This is a genomic window from Paenibacillus sp. J22R232 (genome assembly GCF_056269165.1).
Genome location: NZ_JBWDNK010000002.1, coordinates 238,390 through 257,639, shown reverse-complemented (window position 1 = coordinate 257,639; position 19,250 = coordinate 238,390). Strand labels below are relative to the sequence as shown.

At 52.9% G+C, this 19,250-nt stretch carries 14 protein-coding genes; 1 reads left to right on the top strand and 13 read right to left on the bottom strand.

Features of this window, described 5'->3' with window-relative positions:
• Positions 1 to 70: 70 nt before the first annotated feature.
• A complete protein-coding gene (locus AC0YN3_RS07460) occupies positions 71 to 1,228 on the bottom strand; it encodes an MFS transporter (RefSeq protein WP_475774489.1) in 1,158 nt (385 codons plus the stop codon).
• 324 nt (positions 1,229 to 1,552) lie between these two features.
• Between AC0YN3_RS07460 and AC0YN3_RS07455 the strand changes: the two genes are divergently transcribed.
• Positions 1,553 to 2,521 carry a hypothetical protein gene (locus AC0YN3_RS07455; protein ID WP_475774488.1) on the top strand — a complete coding sequence of 323 codons (969 nt, stop codon included), beginning with the start codon at positions 1,553 to 1,555 and terminating at the stop codon, positions 2,519 to 2,521.
• Between the two features lie 203 nt (positions 2,522 to 2,724).
• On the opposite strand, the gene iolB is transcribed toward AC0YN3_RS07455, so the two are convergent.
• The 12 genes from iolB to AC0YN3_RS07395 form a co-directional block, all read right to left on the bottom strand.
• Positions 2,725 to 3,543 carry a 5-deoxy-glucuronate isomerase gene (iolB, locus tag AC0YN3_RS07450; protein ID WP_475774487.1) on the bottom strand — a complete coding sequence of 273 codons (819 nt, stop codon included), beginning with the start codon at positions 3,541 to 3,543 and terminating at the stop codon, positions 2,725 to 2,727.
• The gene (gene iolG / locus AC0YN3_RS07445; protein WP_475774486.1) at positions 3,536 to 4,591 is read right to left on the bottom strand and encodes an inositol 2-dehydrogenase; all 1,056 of its coding nucleotides are present in this window, start codon (positions 4,589 to 4,591) and stop codon (positions 3,536 to 3,538) included. The genes iolB and iolG overlap by 8 nt, the downstream gene beginning before the upstream one ends.
• A 52-nt stretch (positions 4,592 to 4,643) precedes the next feature.
• Complete coding sequence (locus AC0YN3_RS07440) at positions 4,644 to 6,089, bottom strand: CoA-acylating methylmalonate-semialdehyde dehydrogenase (RefSeq protein ID WP_475774485.1); 1,446 nt, start codon at positions 6,087 to 6,089, stop codon at positions 4,644 to 4,646.
• 20 nt (positions 6,090 to 6,109) lie between these two features.
• The gene (gene iolC / locus AC0YN3_RS07435) at positions 6,110 to 7,120 is read right to left on the bottom strand and encodes a 5-dehydro-2-deoxygluconokinase (RefSeq protein ID WP_475774484.1); all 1,011 of its coding nucleotides are present in this window, start codon (positions 7,118 to 7,120) and stop codon (positions 6,110 to 6,112) included.
• A gap of 12 nt (positions 7,121 to 7,132) precedes the next feature.
• Positions 7,133 to 8,032 carry a myo-inosose-2 dehydratase gene (iolE, locus tag AC0YN3_RS07430; protein WP_475774483.1) on the bottom strand — a complete coding sequence of 300 codons (900 nt, stop codon included), beginning with the start codon at positions 8,030 to 8,032 and terminating at the stop codon, positions 7,133 to 7,135.
• A gap of 24 nt (positions 8,033 to 8,056) precedes the next feature.
• Positions 8,057 to 9,922: a 3D-(3,5/4)-trihydroxycyclohexane-1,2-dione acylhydrolase (decyclizing) gene (iolD, locus tag AC0YN3_RS07425; RefSeq protein ID WP_475774482.1), complete on the bottom strand. Its 1,866-nt coding sequence runs from the start codon at positions 9,920 to 9,922 to the stop codon at positions 8,057 to 8,059.
• 280 nt (positions 9,923 to 10,202) lie between these two features.
• On the bottom strand, positions 10,203 to 11,207 hold the full coding sequence (locus AC0YN3_RS07420) for a LacI family DNA-binding transcriptional regulator (RefSeq protein ID WP_475774481.1): 1,005 nt from the start codon (positions 11,205 to 11,207) through the stop codon (positions 10,203 to 10,205).
• 89 nt (positions 11,208 to 11,296) lie between these two features.
• Entirely contained in the window at positions 11,297 to 11,791 is a 495-nt protein-coding gene (locus AC0YN3_RS07415; RefSeq protein WP_475774480.1) for a hypothetical protein, read from the bottom strand.
• Positions 11,784 to 13,541, bottom strand: coding sequence for a sensor histidine kinase (locus AC0YN3_RS07410; protein ID WP_475774479.1), 1,758 nt, complete (start codon positions 13,539 to 13,541; stop codon positions 11,784 to 11,786). Before AC0YN3_RS07410 ends, AC0YN3_RS07415 begins: the two co-directional genes overlap by 8 nt.
• Positions 13,538 to 14,218, bottom strand: a complete 681-nt coding sequence (locus AC0YN3_RS07405) for a response regulator transcription factor (protein ID WP_475774478.1) — start codon at positions 14,216 to 14,218, stop codon at positions 13,538 to 13,540. Before AC0YN3_RS07405 ends, AC0YN3_RS07410 begins: the two co-directional genes overlap by 4 nt.
• 344 nt (positions 14,219 to 14,562) lie before the next feature.
• Positions 14,563 to 17,967: a carbohydrate-binding protein gene (locus AC0YN3_RS07400; RefSeq protein WP_475774477.1), complete on the bottom strand. Its 3,405-nt coding sequence runs from the start codon at positions 17,965 to 17,967 to the stop codon at positions 14,563 to 14,565.
• Positions 17,968 to 18,073: 106 nt separating this feature from the next.
• Positions 18,074 to 19,195, bottom strand: a complete 1,122-nt coding sequence (locus tag AC0YN3_RS07395) for a dienelactone hydrolase family protein (RefSeq protein ID WP_475774476.1) — start codon at positions 19,193 to 19,195, stop codon at positions 18,074 to 18,076.
• Positions 19,196 to 19,250 lie beyond the last annotated feature (55 nt).

Genomic DNA, 19,250 nt, shown 5'->3' with positions numbered 1-19,250 from the left:
CATGCCATTGCGGCGCGTTGGTTGTTTTTGCATATTTCGATTGCCTCATTATCGAGGCGGTCGGCATTCTCTATGCCGCTGCCGATTTCCCCTTCTTTTCATAAACCCGGTACAGAACGAACCCGAACAGCATGCCGGCAAATGACATGGCAGCGATCGTTAAGTATAACGTTTTCGCACCGAATAGGTCGTAGAGCGAGCCTCCCAAATAAGAGGCTATTATGCCCGATACGCCGAAGAAAAGCAGCGCCAGCACGGTCTGGCCGGTAGCCCGCCACTCCACTGGCACGATCCGGTACAAATACTGGATCGCTGCGGAATAGAAGACCGGGAACGTGAGCAGCTGAAGAATTTGCAAATACGCCAACATATGCGGATCGGTAATCCATGCCGAGATAAAAAACCGAATGAAGAAAAAGGCAGCCGAAATGGCGATCAACAGCATCTCCTTGCCCTTGCGCAGCCACCAAAAGCTTAATGCAAACACGAGAATCTCGCTTCCCGCCGCCAAGAAGAAGGCTAACCCAACAAGCTCTGGCGCTCCTCCGAGCTCCCGGATGTATATGCCAAGGAACGTATCGTTCATCCGTGCCGGAACGGCGCAAATAAAGATGAGCAAAAGGAACATCAGCGTTTCTTTGTTGCTAATAAATTGCTTTAGGCTGCTTAACGTGACAGGCTTGCCTGTCACCGGAACGTCCGGCATCAGCCAGCTGGTGGCAAAGCTGATAACGCCAATCGCAACGAACAGCAAAGCGAGACTGTTCGCCCCGAAATAAGACATCACGTAGCCCGTGAGCAGCGACGTTACCGCGTAGCCTAACGCGCCATAAGTACGTATCGAGCCGTAGCTGACGCCTGCTGCTTCGGATATCGAGAAGTTAAGGCTTTCCGTCAACGGGTCAATCGGCATGAGGAAAAAGTAAAGCAGCATCGCAAACAGGATAAGCAAAACGAAGCTGCTTGAGCTGTAGAGCATATACCCCGTAATGCTGGAGATCACGAGCAGCAGCAGCAATATTTTACGGATCGTCTTCGTTCTGTCGCTTATGATTCCCCATAGGGGCTGTGTGATGATGGTGACAAATCCTCCCGTGCCGATGATGAATCCGATTTGGGCCGGCGTAAGGCCCTGCTCGTCCAAATAGACGGGTAGAAACGTAATAAACATGGAAAGCAAAGCAAAATAAAGAAAATTAAAGCTTCGCAGCAATCTTAAAGCTGGCATACAATGAAGGCTCCTCGCTGTTCATGGAATCCGCTGCGCCTAGCATCCGAATTCCATTCATTCGTTGATTGAGATTATTCATTATAACAGATAAATAACAAAACCTTCACGAATTGCCTTTGCTCGAAATGCTCCCGGAGCCACATTGAGCGATTTTCCAATATATGCTACTGTGAATCTATGATAAGCATGCGGTATCAAGAAGAAACGGCTTTGCCGTCCTCTGCAAGAGGAGGGGATCCGTTTCTCGTAGAAATAGAAGAATCCCCTTTATCGCGTGAAACCTATAAAGCCTTATATTTTCGCATACTAGGAGGCATCCCTTTGAAAAGCTCAGTTACGCAGCAGCCTGCAACAAAGACGGCGGCATCATCGCAGCAGTCCCGTACTCCCAACTCCGCCCAGCCCATGCAGCTGATGACTTCTCCATCCGGAGCGATCTCCTCTTCCCAGCTCATGCAGCTCCAGCGAACGGCAGGCAACGGCGCAGCAAGGCAGCTGATGGCAGCCAAATCCTCTTCTATGCCGATTCAGCGTTTGGAGGAGGAAGATATAGCGTCAAGAAGCGATAAAACAAAACTGAAAAAACTAAGGGAGCTTTTCGGCAAAAAGCTAGGCATCATGTCCGAGCTCTATCTATTCAATGATTTGACTTTTGACGACCTCTTTAAAGCAGCTTCCAGTCTCGACGATTTGGAAGCAAGGATCACAGCGGTTGCCGCAAAGGCAGAAACCGCCAAAACGGCCAAGCTTGCTTCTGAAGCGGCAGCGGCAGCCGCTCCGCCGCCAGCCCCTAAAGCAAAGGAAGAATCGAAAGAGATGGCCGTACCAGCGCCAAAGAAAGAGAAAAAGAAAAAAGAGCCAAAGGAGAATCTAGCGGCACTGCTGTTCACCGGCGGGACAAAAACCGTTCAACAGGCAGTAGAATATACAACCGCAGCGACAAATCCGATCCTCCAAAATTGGATTGCCTCAAAGCCTGCTTCGGCAACCATTACGGAAGGCGGAATACACGTAAGCCAGGACACCGTATACATTTACGCTACCGTAAAAATTCCGGATAACTCCACGCCTGGAGTGCCGCGGATTAATGTATACAATATCGAAATCCATTACCATCCGGTGCCTACATCGGCGAACTACCTCCATGTGAAGAAAAGCGCCGGCTCCGATGCCGGGAATATTATCGCACCTACCTCATGGCTTATACCAAGAGGCAGGGACGCGCTGCGCGACGCGGTCGCTGAGTGGAATAACGCCTACCCGGATAGGCCATCTCCGCATGCATGGTAAGGAAGCGTTCATCGGTGCATGATTGCAGCACGAAAGGGGAGCCCGTTCGCGCTTCCAGCCTACAATTACACTATTGGATTAAGCAGTAGACGCGAAAAACGGAGGGTCAGCAAGCGATGATCGCTTGCTGACCCTCCGTTTTATTGCGTTCAGCTCCGACTTGCATCTAAATAATGAGTACGAACTACTGTTGCTCCCAGTCCTTATTTGCGGTCTTCCGGCTTCGTCATGATCCAAGCATGCTCCGAATCATTAGTGAATTTCCAAGCACGCGTAGGCCCCGCCATTACGTTCAAATAATACACTTCATAGCCCGGAGGGGCGGATACGGGATGGTAGCCTTCCGGCACGAGCACCGTTTCACCGTTCTTTACGATCAACGTCTCGTCCAGTGAACGGTTATCGGTGTAGACCCGCTGCACGGCAAATCCCTGTTCCGGCTGGATTTTGTAATAATACGTTTCTTCCAGCAGCGACTCTTCCGGCATGGCGTCACGGTCATGCTTGTGGGGCGGGTAGCTGGACCAGTGTCCCTCCGGCGTAATCACCTCCACAACGAGCAGGCTGTCTGCAGGCTCGCTCTCTGGCAAAATATTATAAATCTGCCGCTCCAAATTCCCATAGCCCCGCTTTTCTTGAGCGGAAGCCGATGGCTCGATAAGCCGCGCCTTAAAGCTGCCTTTGCCGGGAGCGCTGCAGATCGCAAGCTCCACCGCAGTCTCAGCCGTCACCTCGAAGCTGTCTCCATTCGGAACGTATACCGAGTAAGGCGGTTTGTTCTCGAATACGCTCATCCGCTCTCCGACGTGATCCCAGCTCTGCTCCTGCGTGGTTACATTCGCGATGCCGGACAAAAACACGAGGCAATATTCAAGGCTGCCGGTATCGCGCAGCAGCGACTGGCCTGTTTCAAGCTTTGCTACCTCAAACCCGACGTATTCCCAGCCTGCGGATTCCGGTGAAACAGCAAGGACGATGCCGTCACTGTCCGGTGCATTCGGCCTAACGATTAACCTAGACATGGCTCTCCATCCCTTCCGCTTCCCGTTTCAGCTGCGCCGCCTCGCTAAGTTTGACCGGACGCCCGAGCTGATGCGACAGCTTGGCAGCCAATGCGATCATCTCCGCTTTAACGCCATCCTCGCCCGTAACGGGAAGCGGCTGCCCGTCTGCCAAGCACGCTATGAACTGCCTCGTTTCATCGATATACGCTTCATTATAGCGCTCGAGAAAGAAATGAAGCGGTTTGTCCCGCGTAACGCCCTCCGCCGAACTAACCTCCGTCGTGTTCGGATGGTCATTGCCCGCAGCGACGCTGCCTTTGGAGCCGAACACTTCGACGCGCTGATCGTAGCCATAAGCAGCTTGACGGCTGTTGTCGATGACGCCAAGCGCTCCGTTCTCGAAGCGAAGCGTAACGATTGCCGTATCAACGTCGCCGTATTTGCCGAATACCGGGTTGATAAGAACGCCGCCTTGCGCGTATACCTCCGTTACCTCGCTGCCCGTGAGATACCGCGCCATGTCGAAATCATGGATCATCATGTCCATAAATATGCCGCCGGACACTCGGATATAGTCCTCATGCGGTGGATTCGGGTCGCGCGAGGTGATTTTCACGATATGAGGCGTGCCGACCGAGCCAAGGAGCACATGCTCGCGCACCCGTTTGAAATTGTGATCGAATCTCCGATTAAAACCGATCTGCAGCTTGATTCCCGCTTCTTCCGCCGCTTGAACGGCTTCTTGGGTCCGGCCAATGTCCATGCTGAGCGGCTTCTCGCAGAACACATGCTTGCCTGCTTTCGCCGCCTCTTTAATCAATGGAACATGCGTGTCCGTCGAGGAGCAAATGAATATCGCGTCGATCGACGGGTCATTGATAATATCGGAGCTGTCCTTCGTTACCTTGGCAATACCCCGTTCGCTCGCCCATTCTATAAGCTCTGGACCTGCGAACAGATCGCTTACCGCTGTAATCTGTACTTGTGGCAGCCGGAGCAGGTTGTCGGCATGAATTTTGCCGATGCGCCCTGCTCCGATAATGCCGATCGTTACTTTCTTCGTCATCTCGCTATTCCTCCCGCTTCGCTATGCCTGCATGAATGTATAAGTGGACAGCCTACCAACGTGCCGTCACCATTTTTTTGCGCGTGTAGAATTCAACGCCATCGGTGCCGTTCGCGTGGAGATCGCCATAGAATGATTTTTTCCAGCCTGAGAACGGGAAGAACGCCATTGGCGCCGGTACGCCTAAGTTAATGCCGAGCATGCCTGCATCGATGGTCTCGCGGAATTGCCTTACGCTGCTGCCGTTTGTCGTGAACAAGCAGGCGCCGTTGGCGAAATCGGACTCATTCGCAATCGCAATCGCCTCTTCCAGCGTAGCTGCGCGAACGACGGCCAGCACGGGAGCAAATATCTCGTCCTGCCAAATTTTCATGCCGCAAGCGACGTTATCAAAAATCGTAGGCCCGACAAAGTAGCCCGCCCCATCGGCAGCCGAATCCTTCCGCCCATCGCGAACGAGCAAAGCACCTTCCTGTTCGCCGGTTTCAATATAATGAAGCGTTCTTTCTTTATGGGCGCCGCGAATAACCGGACCGAGAAACACATTTTCTGTCATGCCGTTGCCGATCGTAATGCGGTTGGCGGCATCTGTCAGCTTGCTTACAAGCTGGTCGCCCACTTCTCCGACCGCCACGACGACCGCGCAGGCCATGCAGCGTTCGCCCGCCGAGCCGAAAGCGGCGCTGACGATTTCTTTGACGGCAAGCTCAAGATCAGCGTCAGGGAGCACGATGGAGTGGTTTTTCGCGCCAGCCAATGCCTGCACGCGCTTGCCGTTCGCCGTTCCGGTTTTGTACACATACTCCGCGACCGGCTGCGAGCCAACGAATGATACGCCGGCAACATCCTTATGCTCCAGAATGCCATTCACGACATCACGGGCCCCATGCACGATATTCAGCACGCCGGCAGGCAGGCCCGCTTCATCGAACAGCTCTGCAAGACGTTCCGCAAGCAGCGGCGTGCGCTCCGACGGCTTCAGCACGAAGGTATTGCCGCATGCAATGGCGAGCGGGAACATCCAGCAAGGCACCATCATCGGAAAGTTGAACGGGGTGATCCCTCCGATCACGCCGATCGGATAGCGGTACATGCCCGATTCGATATGCGAAGCAATATCCGGCAGCTGCTTGCCCATCATCAGGTTCGGAGCACCCGCGGCGAATTCTACGCATTCGATGCCGCGCAGCACCTCGCCATAAGCTTCGTTGTAGCTTTTCCCGTTTTCTCTTGTGATGAGCTGAGCCAGCTCCTCCCAATGGTCAACGAGCAGCTGCTGATATTTGAACAGCACGCGTGCGCGCTTCGGCACAGGTGTTTTGCTCCAGCTTTGGAAAGCGGACTTTGCCGCAGCAACCGCTTTGTCGACATCTTCTTTCGTAGACAGAGGCACATTCGCAATCGTTTCCTCCGTCGCCGGATTAACAACCGCCTCCGCTGCGGAGGTCGAAGCCTCCACCCATTCCCCGCCGATCCAGTTTTTTAATGTTTTCACCATTTTGTCGCTCTCCTCTCGGCTTATGAAGCTGTAATTTCACCGCGCTCGCAGCGCTTGATATAGTCTTCTACCTGGTCTGTTGTTGGCATCGCATCCGAACAGCTATGGCTCGATATAACGATGCAAGCCGCCGCGCTGCCGTATTCCATGCTTTTTTCCAGCGTCCAGCCCTGCATCACGCCGTATAGAAATCCAGCCGCGTACGAATCTCCCGCTCCGAAGGTTTTGATAACCTTCGCTGGATAGCTCTTGGCACGATGCTCCGAACCATCCTTCGTGTACGCGATCGAGCCTTCCTTGCCATGCTTGATTATCGCAATCTTGGCGGAATGGCTGAACCACTTCGTAGCCGTCACCCGGTCATCATGCTCGGGATTGGATTCGAACATCTCCATCTGGTCGAATTCTTCGCGCGTTCCGATGAGAATATCGCATTTCTCCGCCGCCAGATTGTAATAAACGGCCGTCTCCTCCGCGGATTTCCATGTATAAGGGCGGTAATCCAGATCAAACGCAATAACCGTTCCATGCTTCTTCGCATATTCAAGCGCTTGGAACACCGCCTCCCGCGAGGGGCTTTGCGCCAAAGCCGTGCCCGAGATCAGCAGCAGCTTGGCTTGCGAGATCAGCTCTTCGCTTACCTCCTCCGGCTTCAGCAGCAAATCAGCGACGTTGTCGCGGTACATAAGAATGCTGCATTCGGACGGGCTTTTGATTTCGGTAAAAGCAAGCCCCGTCACCGCGCCCGTGTCGTCCACCGATACGCTTGACGTATCGATGCCTTCGCGCTGCAAGTAGCCGGCAATAAACCGGCCCATTTGATCATTGGCGATTTTGCCGATAAAAGCCGTTTTCTGACCGAGCCTCGACATTCCAATCGCGATGTTCGCGGGCGAGCCTCCAACGTATTTCGTAAAGGTCATCGTCTCTTCCATCGGGCGGTTAATTTCATTCGCGTTCAAATCTATGCACAGCCGTCCAATGGCCGCAAAGTCAAGCGTCCTACCGGCTTCGAAAGTCACATGCTGCATGCCTCATCCTCCTTATGTGATTTTAAGCGACTTCAAGTAGTTTAATGCTTGCTTCGCATATTCATATGCCGGATGCTCGGCAGGGTCCTGCTCGCCTTCCAGCATCGCCCAGCCGTCATAGCCGCGGGCTACTAATTCGCCGATGATCGGTTCAAAGTCAATGCAACCGTCGCCAGGTACGGTGAACACTCCGTTGCGGATGCAGGTTACGAAGTCCGCTTGCTCGGCGCGCGAGCGATCCAGCACATTCTGCCGAATATCCTTCAGATGGACATACGCGATTCGGTCATAATGCTTGCGCAGCACATCCAGCGGGTCAGCTCCGCCGTAATAGGCGTGGCCGGTGTCGAACAGCAGATAGACGAGCGACGGATCAGTCAGCTCCATCAGCCTGTCGATTTCATCCGGGCTCTCAACAACCGTTCCGCCGTGATGATGGTAGGTTAGCTTCAAGCCGTATTCCTGCGCGATCGCGCCGGCCGCATTTAGTCCTTCGGCTAGATGCTGCCAGCCTGCTTCGTCGAGGCGAAGTACTTCCTTCTCATTCGGCGTCCGCCGCGCATCGAAATGCAGCGAGCCTCCACCTTCGCAAGTGCTGATCACCGTGCTGCCCATGCCTTGCAAATATTTCGCATGCTCGCGGTAAGCGGCCAGCTCCGACTCGCGGTAGATCGGATCTGAGAACAAAACCGTTTTCCACTGCGAGGTTAAGCGGATGCCGCGCTTCGAGAGCTCCTCCTTCAATACGTCCGGGTCAGTCGGAAACCTGCATCCCATCTCCGTCCCCGTTAACCCAAGCAGCTGAATTTCATCTACGATCTGCTCGAAAGTCGTATGCTCTCCGTGCTCCTTGACATCCTCGCCTACCCAGTTGATCGGGTGAATGCCTAGCTTGAAAGGATAATTGCCCATTCGTGATTTCTCCTTTGCTCCCGTTTAGATGAGTTTGACCGAATCGATCGTATCTTTCATTTCCTTATGGGCTTGCGTCACTTTATCGCTAACGGATACTTCGGGCACGCCCACATTCCACCATGATTCGTAGCCTCCGGTGTTCGTGCCCGGTACGACCGAAATTTCAATTAATGTCGTCCCTTGCTCGTTCTTGGCTTGCAATAAGGCGTCTTTCAGTTCTTCCGCCGTCGTTGCTTTATAGGCAGCAGCCCCCATGCTGCGCGCATGCGCCGAGAAATCGACCGGCATATAGCTGCCCGTTAAGCCGCCGGATTGTCCCGTACGGTAACGGAACTCATTGCCGAAGCCGTCGCTGCCATGGCCTCTTTGCAGGTTGTGTATGCATTGGTAGCCGTGGTTGTCGAGCAGCAGCACCGTAATTTTCCGTCCCTCCTGGATGCTCGTGAGGAGCTCCGAATGAAGCATCAAATAGCTGCCGTCGCCTAGAATGGCATAGACGTCCTTATCCGGCTCTGCCAGCGCGGCGCCGAACGCTCCGCTAACCTCGTAGCCCATGCAGGAAAAACCGTATTCCATATGGTAGGTTTTCGGCAGGACCGAACGCCATACGCGGTGAAGGTCACCCGGCAGGCTGCCTGCCGCGCAGACGATAATGGCGGAATCGTCTAAGCTCTCGTTGATCACGCCTATCGCTCTCGTCTGCGCAAGCCCGTCTTCGTGCTCCGCAGCATACAGCCGGTCAACCTCCGTATCCCATTGCTGTTTTAGCGCCGCAACCTCGGATGACTCGTAGCTTGCATGATAGTCCAGCTCAGCCAACGCGTTCCGAAGGCCTTTCAAACCAACTTGCGCATCGCAGGCAAGCGATACGCCGCCCAGCTTATGCGAGTCAAAGGCGCTGACGTTCAAGTTGACGAATTTAACCTCTTCGCTGCGGAATGCCGATTTGGACGAGGTCGTGAAATCGGAATACCGCGTGCCGACGCCAATGATGAGGTCCGCTTCGGCGGCAAGGCGATTGGCAGCAAGCGTGCCCGTAACGCCGACAGCTCCCGCATTCATCGGATGGTTCCATGGCAGCGAGCTTTTTCCCGCCTGCGTCTCCGCTACCGGAATGCCGAACGCTTCGGCGAATGCTGCCAGCTCCTTCATGGCGCCTGAATACAGCACGCCACCGCCTGCAATGATAAGCGGCCTTTTCTTCTTCGCGATCAAACGGGCCGCCCGCTGAAGGGCTTCCGGCGCAGGATGGCGACGATCCAGGTAATGAACCTTTTTATCGAAAAAGGCTTCCGGATAATCGAACGCTTCCGCCTGCACGTCCTGCGGCAAAGCCAATGTGACTGCTCCGGTCTCCGCCGGGTCCGTCAAAACGCGCATCGCTTGGATGGCGGCTTGCATCAGCTGCTCAGGACGCACGATGCGATCCCAATATTTGCTTACGGGCTTAAAAGCATCGACCGCGGAAATCGTATAGTCCGATTGGACTTCAAGCTGCTGAAGCACGGGATCGGGCTGTCTGGACGCGAAATTATCGCCAGGCAGCAGCAGCACCGGGATACGGTTGACTGTCGCAGTGGCAGCTGCCGTTACCATGTTCAAGGCTCCTGGGCCAATCGAGGACGTGCATGCGTAAATTTGAAGCCTATTTTTTTGCTTGGCGAAAGCGGTTGCAGCATGAACCATGCCTTGCTCGTTTTTCCCTTGAATGAAGCTTAGTTCTCCAGGGCTGCGCTCAAGCGCTTCGCCGAGCCCGGTCACGTTGCCGTGGCCGAAGATGCCCATAACGCCTTTTACGAATTTCGATTCCGTTCCATCTACGGACACATATTGGTTATCTAGAAAACGCAGCAATGCTTGGGCCATCGTCAACCGGATTTTATTCATATATAGCAGCCTCCAATAGCAGGTATAGCGCTTAACTTAACAAGGTTAAGCGCTTAATTGACCTTAATATACACCAAAATGATGACTCCGGCAATCTTTTTATTTGATGATCATCAAGCGTAAACGGCTTTCGCCGTCCTCTATGGCATAAGCAGTCGTTTCGCGGAGATATATAAACTCGTTTATACGTGAAAACATATAAAGTCTTATCATTATAAAAAGGATCGGACAGCGGGAGCTTCCCCGCAATCCGATCCTCATATGAACCAAGCCTCATATTCTAGCGTTTAATAGCCGTGGATTGGCGAATGACAAGCTCAGGCTGAAGCACGATCCGCCCGTCATTCTTTACACCCGTTTCCAGCATTTCTATCAGCGAATCGACTGCCAGCTGCCCCATCTGCTTCGTAGGCTGGGCAACCGTCGTAAGCGGAGGATCCGTCAGCTCTGCCAATATCGTGTTATCGAAACCAATGATCGATACGTCCTCCGGTATCCGCAAGCCAAGCTCCTTCGCCGCTTTGAGCGCACCGATCGCGAGCAGGTCATTGCAGCAGAACAGTGCCGTTGGCGGGTTTGGCCCGCGCAGTAGCTCCCCCGCTTGCGATTTGCCGTCCTGAACCAATTCATCGCCGCAAATTCGAATCATGTCCGCTCCAATGTTCAATCCTGCCTCATTCCATGCGGCTACAAATCCTCTAATCCGTTCCCTGCTGCTGCTAACCTCCTCATTCTCCGACAATAACCCAACCTGCACATGGTTTTGCTCCAGCAGGTGGCTCGCTGCAAGGCCCCCTCCGCAGTAATCATCGATAATAACGGTTTTGGCCGCAAGCTTCGCTTCGCGGGCTATGACGACAACAGGCGCTTTGCCCTTCATCAGGCTTGCCAGCGTGCTCTTGTTGGCAATGCCCGTTCCGATAATCATGCCGTCCACGCGCTTCTGCTGCATTAACGATAAATATCGTTCCGCCCGCTCCTTCTTATTGTCCGTACTGCATATAAACAGGCTATAGCCCAGATGATGGCTTTGATCCTCAACGGCACGCGCGATCTCGGCAAAAAACGGATTCGAAATATCCGGTACGAGGAGTCCCAGCGTAAATGTTTTTTTTCCCGTTAATGCCGATGCAATGACACTCGGCTGGTAATTTAGCCGCTCCATGACCTGCATGATTTCTTGCCTGCGCTGCTCGCTGATTTTGCCTTTTCCGTTAATGACTTGCGATACCGCAGCAATGGATACGCCCGCCTCTCTAGCCACATCGTAAATCGTCATTTTCATGTAAGTTCCCCATTTTGCGGTTGTATAGGTTTCCCCCCATTATGAATACCGCATGCGGAATTTGCAAGAAAGTTACAAAGGCACTTCGGTTATTTCAACGTAATCGACTTCTGCCACGTTCGTTCCTTGCCTTGCTCATTGCGGAATGTGAACGTTACCTTGCCTTCCTCGCCTTTCATGGAGTCGGGATAGAAGAACCCTGAGAATTGCCCATTGCCGCTAATGTAAAAGCCATCCTCGCCATTCCCGCCATGCGCTATGGCTTCCTGGACCGTATTGATCACTTTGCTCTTGTCTGAGCTCCATTGCATTTCGGCTAAAGCATAGCCTTCGGGAAGCTTTTTCACGACGAAATCAAAGCTGTTTCCTTCGCTTGGCTTAGGCGTCTGGTCAACAATAATAAGGATATCATCTTCATTTTCGGCCGGGCCGCCAGCATTGACAGCATTCGTGTCCTTCGCGGGATCGGCCGGCTGTACGTTCGCGTTATCGGCATAGCCGTCATTTGATTTCACGCCGCAAGCGCTGGCAAGGAGCAGCACGAGCATGCTTGCACATACATATATTAATTTCATTTTATTCATGGGAAATTCCTCCGTTTTCATATAAGGTAAAAGTAAAGACGACGCCTTCCTCCGTATTGGCCGCATTAAACTCGCTTCCGTGAAGCTCCAAAATATGTTTGACGATCGCAAGGCCGAGCCCGGTTCCTCCGGATTTGCGGTCGCGTGAACGCTCCGCCCGGTAGAATTGGTCCCAAATCCGGCCAAGATCCTCCTCGGCGATTGGCGGGCCAACGTTCTCGATTGCCGTCGTTACTTTTCCGTCTAAAGATTGGCGTATCCTAATCGTGATCACACTGTTCTCATTGGCATGACGGATCGCGTTGCTGAGTAAATTAAGCAGGACTTGCTCGACCCGCCTTGGGTCCGCCATGACTTGCCCAGCTCCCTCTCCTGCTCTCTCCAGCCGAAATTGCAGATGCTTAGCCTGAAGCTGCTGCGTGAACGAATCCAGCGCCTTTAGGGCAAGCTCATGTATGGAAAAGCGTTCGAGCTGGAGCCGGACTGCTCTGACCTCGAATTTGGAGAGCTCCAGCATATCCATGATTAACGCATTCATTCGATCCGTTTCTTTCACGATTAGCGAGAGATAACGTTCTCTCTTCTCGCTCGCAACCCCATCCTGCAGCCCCTCCGCGAAACCTTTCACGATCGCTAGCGGGGTTTTCAGCTCGTGGGAAATATTCGCGACCAGCTCTTTGCGAAGCTGCTCCAAGCGCTGTTTCTCCGCTATATCCTCTTGCATTTGACGATTCGCTTGCGTCAATTCGCTCAAGGTAGCATCCAGATTGCGCGACAATGCCGTCATATAGCGCGACAAATCCCCGAATTCATCCTTTGCGCTTATTTCCTTCGCCTCGCTAAAGTCCAGCTCGGCAAGCCGCTCAGCAGTCCGGCTGAGCGCAACCAATGGACGGGAGACGATTCTGGAATAAACCAGCGAGAGAATGACTGCCAGCAACACGATAATAGGTACCATATAGACCACATACCGCTTCAGGATGCCGACCGCTTCGCCAACAGGCTGCAGCGAGGTCATAGCGAACAAATACCGTTCCTCATTGCCGTCCCCGGGCAGCGGTTGAATGAGAACCGCATATTCGACACCGCTCCATTTGTCGCTCCATTCCGTCTGCTGGGAATATCCCTCGCTTACATGCATCTCCAGCTTGCCGTCCATCGTTATCCAGTCACTGAGCGCGGCATCAATCAGGCTGTCCTGGTAAAAGGGATTGTTCGACCTGTCCACCGGAAGCAGGAGATCCGTTATGACGCCTTCCACTCTCACAAGCCCGGCTTCGGGCGTTTGGCCAGCTGGCTCAATATCCAACGGATGAAGGACCGTATCCTTCTCATCCATAAAGATGCCATCGACTGCAACCTTTCCCCCGATAAGCAAATCCTTAGGGAGATCCTCCGTTGTCGTTCCATCCGTTGGAATTCGGACCGTAACGGTTTTGTTTCCGGCTTGAAGCTGGAAGTAATAAGGCTCTATCGTTATTCGTCTGAAGCGGCTGCTCAAGATGGAGGTGCTTGCGTCGTTATCGTTCATGAATGCGCCGAGCAGCTTGGAAACCTGCCTGCTTCCGCTTCCCTCCGGCTCAAGCTGCTCGGCGAATTGCTTCATATTGCGTTCCAGGACATGAATTTTGGATGAGCGATAGAAATGCTCGAAAAACAACCCTGCCGTAATCACCAGCAGACTGAATACGACGATGATGAGAAGAGACGTTACGACGAACAGCTTAAAAGCAACGCCGCGTCTTCTCATGCTTCTATCCCGAATTTATAGCCTGCGCGGATAACGGTGCTAATCAACCGTCCCTCGTCCCCGAGCTTGGCTCTTAATTTCTTAATATGGGTGTCCACCGTGCGCAAATCGCCCATATAATCGTAGCCCCACACCCCGTTCAGAATAAAATCGCGGTCCAGCACCTTGCCGCAATGCTTCATCAGAAAGAGCAGCAATTCATATTCTTTCGGCGAGAGGTTAATCACGCTTCCCGCAACCGTTACCGCGTGTGATTGGCGGTTGACCGATAATTCCCCATAGGCAAGCACGGCCCCTTCCCGACCAACCGTCCCTTCCTTTCTTTTCATCAAGGCGTTGGCCCGGGCAACGAGAACCCGGGGGCTTAACGGCTTAGTCACGTATTCGTCTGCGCCAAGCTCGAACCCCATCATTTGGTCATCATCCTCAGCCCTTGCCGTAATCATAATGATCGGGATATCTGATTTCTTCCGGATGCGCCTGCATACCGACCATCCATCCATTTCCGGCATCATAATATCGAGAACGATCAAGTCAAACGCATGCTGTTCAAAAATCTCAAGCGCAAGCCTCCCGTTTTCGGCCTCATGCACCTCCCATTGCTCCTTCGCGAAGTAGTCCGTTATTAACTCACGCAGCAGCATATCATCCTCGACGAGCAATATCCTTCGATTCATCCTTGTAATTCCTCCGTATCCAGACGACAGATCAGTCTATTCTCCAATGACGTCCGCGACTAAAGGAAGGTTGTCGGTCATTACCGGCCGCTTCCTTAAGCCTTAGTATAGCGATCACCTGTGTACGTCATGTGTATTTCAAATGAATGTTGGCTCTGAATGCACAAAGCTGACACCGAATTAGATTCGGCATCAGCTATTGGGGCAATACTATTCATGAAACAAAAGCTTCTCAGGCAAACATACCAGTTTTGTGCCCATTAGTCCAATATGCAGCTCACGCCTTGGACAGCGGCTGTCTACGCCAAGCCCGAACCGCGGGCTTGCACGTTTCTAGTTCAAGGTTAAATGACCGCCGCATTAAAGGCTGAAGTCGCAGCAGCAAGCGCCGTTACCTGATTATCCACGGCAGTCTGAGCGACCGTCGGATCGTTTCTTACGGCTGACGCTTTTTTGATCGCTTCCTCGAATGCGTGATGCGCCGTTTGCGAAACGTTTCCAGCAGCCGTTCCAATCGTTTTGCTTGCTAGCAGTCCTTTAGCGGTGGTTAGGCTGCCGGAAAGCGCAGCTTTATTGCTTGCCGCAATGGACCCTACTAATGTGTTGTTCACGGCCAGAACGTTATCGCTGCCGCGATCGTCCATGAATTGAAGCACCGAGCTATCGTATACGTTATTGCTGATCACTTCTCCGTACGTGCTCTTCGTCAACGTAACGCCTACTTTCAGATTCGAGAGCCGGTTGCCTTCAATAATCGTATTCGTTACGTCGCCCGTTCCCGAACCGTCCGATAAGGTCGAGTGACCGTAAGCCATGAGCCAAATGCCGCTAAGCGGTGAGGTCATTTTGATCGGATCCGTGCCCATTTCCAGCGTATTGTCGCCAGTAATCGAATTGCCGCGAATTTCTAAGCCTAGCGACATCCTATCGGAGAACTGGCCTCCGGCTATGAAACGGCCCGTATCCACGCCGATTCCAACCGTATTGCCTCTGCGTGATACGCCAGTTAGCGTATTGCGCGTTACTCGAACGAAATAGTCGGTAACGAGCGCATTGGTCGAGCTGTTAATAACGCCCCATGTCCATATGCCCCGCGAATCCACTAGGCTGTTGTTCGCCACGACCGCATCATGCTGGTTTCCGAATAGCACGATGCCGTTTGCGGAATCCTCCACGTCATTGTTGTAGACGGTGAAATGATTGAGTCCGCTCAGCAGACTGAATCTGCTGCTGCTATCCGGCACTACGTCAAAAGCATTTTCTACCGTAATCGTATTGGTTGTCGGATTAATGCTTGATACCTTGCGTTGCTGGCCGACACCGCGTCCATTCGTGATACGCAGCGTAAGCTCCCCGAAGCTTATCACTGGATTAACAAGCGTCGATATTGCTGCAACGGTGACCGAATCTTCATCCGCCGTCAACACATCGCCGAAATTAAAGTTTCCGTCAGGATTCTCGGAAGCAATCGCTTCACCGTCGTTATGCACGTTCCCTGCATCGCCCGGTCCTTCGACCCGGTTATTCTCTACATAAGCATCAGATCTGGCAAAAATGCCATGGGAATCACGGTTATATTCATTATGGATGACAATATGGTTGTTCTTATAAAAGGCATACGATGCCAAGCTGTGCACGTAGCCTTCCGAATATTCATGATAGTTGTCCGTCATCGTCAAATATTCATTCAACGCCGTAACCGTATTGGTGGCCCACCAGCCGCTAAAGTGGTTGTTTTGCAGCAGCACTCTTTCTTTTGCGACGAAAAACAAGCCGATTCCTCTTCCTATCGTTCCCGCATTTTCCCATGTGTAGTCGATCGTCACGTTTTTGACGAACAGCCGGTTCGAGGTTCGCAGCGCTTTGTTCGAGAAAGGCTGTCCATCGCCCCATTGCTGGCCGAGCGACATGAACATATCCGGCCTCGTTTGCTCATCGGCCAGCAGCAGGCTTAGCTTCGCGACTCCCTGCAGCTCGGCAACACCGCCTTCTGAATCCGTGTCCTTCGAGTTTATGAAATTTTCTCCGCTTCCTGTATAATACAGCTTCGTGCCGTTCTGGCTTTGCCCTTCGAGTACGACGCCCGTACCCACATCAATCGTATCGATATAATAATTCCCGTTTGGAAAATAGACAACGCCGCCGCCATCGTCTTCCGCAGCGTCAACTGCCGCCTGAACCGCTATCGTATCGTCGGCAGTATCAGAACCGTTTGCCCCATGCGCGGTAACGACATTAATGCGGTTCGACCAGTCGAAATCTTTGGCCCAAGCTACGCCTAGCGCGAGCGGATCGTCTCCGGGCGCCACTATTTCCAGCTTTTGACCGTTATCCAGCGCCATCCAGTTCAAACCATTGTCATTGGTTATTTCTATGTCATAGCTGCCAAGTGGCAGGGCATCGCCGATTTCGAACTCGGCATGGTACGGATTCAAGCTAACGATATCCTGCTCGTAAGTGCCGCCCGTTCCTTTTAGCCTAACTTTGGTTGCCGTCGCGGCGCCGAACTCGCTGCCCTCGAAATTCCGTCCCACGAGCTCGATATGAAGCCCGCTGAACGCCTCGTATTCCGAAATAAACAACGGACGCGCTGCGTTAAGCTTGACCGGAGCGCTCCAGCCATGGTCATTCTTGACCCAAAGGTTGTACACCCCGGCAACGAGGTCGGAAGGCATCTGGGCCGTTACGTAAATCCCATGCTCCGCATCGGTTTGAACGATAGCCGGCAGCAGCGCTCCTGAAGACGGAGCAGACGGGGAAGCGCCTGTCGTATCCTTCTCAATGGCAATCTCAACCTCGTCGGCATTCATCGCATGTCCGTTAATGGTGAAGGTTTCGCCTTTGGAGATGGCGTCGGATACTTTGAATATGACCGGATTGTCATTGCTTTCAGCCACGTTCTCGAATTGAATCCAATCTACGATGGCTCCGTTCGTGAAATAAAGATAAATATCTTGAACGCCGCTTGCTCCGCTTAAGGAAGCCCCAGCCGTTTTTACCGCGCTCCAGCTCGAGCCCGATATCTCAGCCGTACCGAGCAGCGTGCCGGTCTCGCTTCCGCTTCTGATTTCAACCGTGCCCGTATAGACGGACTTGAACGATATTTTGAACCGATTGTAGCCGCTGCCCAGATTTACGTCATCAAAGGCGATCCAAGCATGGCCGCCCGAAACCAATATCTCGCTGCTGCTCCATGAAGACACGGGAACGGCTCCTGTAAGCGTAATGCCGTCATGGTCATAATCTTCTGCTTCGATCTTCAGCGGAGGAGCCGATTCGAATTCGATCCAATCCAGGATCGCTCCGTTCGTAAAGCAAAGATAGATATCCTGCACACCGCTAGCTCCGGTGAGGGTTGCCGTCGCTACTTGAGCCGCTCCCCAGTCGGATCCCGCGATATTAACCGTTCCAAGCAGCGTTCCGGTTTCGCTGCCGCTTCTGATTTCCACAGTCCCCGTATAGTTCGTTTTGTAAGCTAGAGTGATGGTGTCGTAGCCGCTTGCGAGATTCACATCCTCGTAGGCCACCCACGTGTAACCGCCGGAAACAAATATTTCATTGCTGCCCCATAAGGACACGGGAACGGCAAACGGATTGGTAACCCCTTGCGCGTCATAATCTTCCGCTTGGATTTTTAGAGGCGTGCTTTCAGAAGCATATGCAGATTTCATAGGTGGAACAACCATTGCGCAAGTTACGATTAAGATCATGGACATCATCATTGCAAACGCTCTTTTTTTTCTTCTCATCAAATAAACCTCCCTCAAATCATGAAATACTTTGGTCGTACGTCCAAACGCGCGGAACCCTCCGCGGCACAATCGATCGCTCTTTCAAATATGGACATCACCTCCTTTATAAGTTCACGATCCGTGAGGATATGATTAATCCCCTGGAATCACGCATGGCGACATAAAATGATTTCGTCTGCGCCGGAACTCGGAACCGAACTTCCTCTCCTTCAATAATTGCTTGCTCTCGCAGCCAGTCCGCCAAACATTCATTGCCGTCCGCAGAATAAATATCGCCATGCAGCGAGTAAAAGAGCGTAGCTTCGGCTACGGTGATTCCGTGCGGAATCGAAAGGGTCAATGCATGTACCGTTGGATCCGGCTGCCGAGCAATGGAAATCAGAGGTTGATCGCCATTCGTAATGCTGTTTGCAAAAGCGTAAATTTCCTCGCGAGACCACCCTTCCCGATGACCATGCGCAAAGCCATTGATTAACGCTATGCTGGCGCGGGCGGTATGCAAATAAGAAAGCGAGGTTGACTCCGCGGCAAAGAAACGGTCACTGTCCGAATTCAGCCATAACACGGGCATCCCGGCATTGCCAAGCCAATGCGACGGCTCCCAGAATAACGCGCCGGGATTGCTATGGAACGCCAGGCTCAAGCAGCTGTGCTGCCCTGGCATGTACCCGGAGCCATAGACAGGAACGGCAAAGGCGAATCGGTTGTCCAGCCCCATAACTATGCTGGATACGATGCCTCCCCATGAAATACCGGTGAGCCCGATTCGCGAAGCATCCACGCATGGATCCGATCTGAGCAGCGAATGGGCCAGCATGACATTGGAAATCGCATGGTACATCCACTGGTTCTCGATTGCCTCATCCGTATCTTCCAGGAAGCCGGGCCTAGGAAGGCCATTCCCGTGGGGCTCTCTTTCGTCGCCTCCCGGCTTTGTCGGCCTATTCCCTTCCAGATCGATGGCAATCGCGGCATAACCTCTGCCGTTCCACTCCGCCACCCAATCCGCGAAGGCCGTGCCGTCTCCACCGTGCACCAATACGACAGCAGGAAACGGGCTCCTTTCATCCGCATGGAGAGGATAACCGATATAAGCAAACACATTCGTTTTTTCATCGAAATACGGCAAACCCTCGTAATAAATCGCCTTTATTTCCCCTTTGTCCCACTCAGCCTCTCGATATGTGGCCGGGGCGGTCCATACCCGCTCGTTTAGCTGCACCATTTACGGTTTACCTCCGGTTTGAATTGTTTTGCTAGATTCCTATTTGTAATCGCTT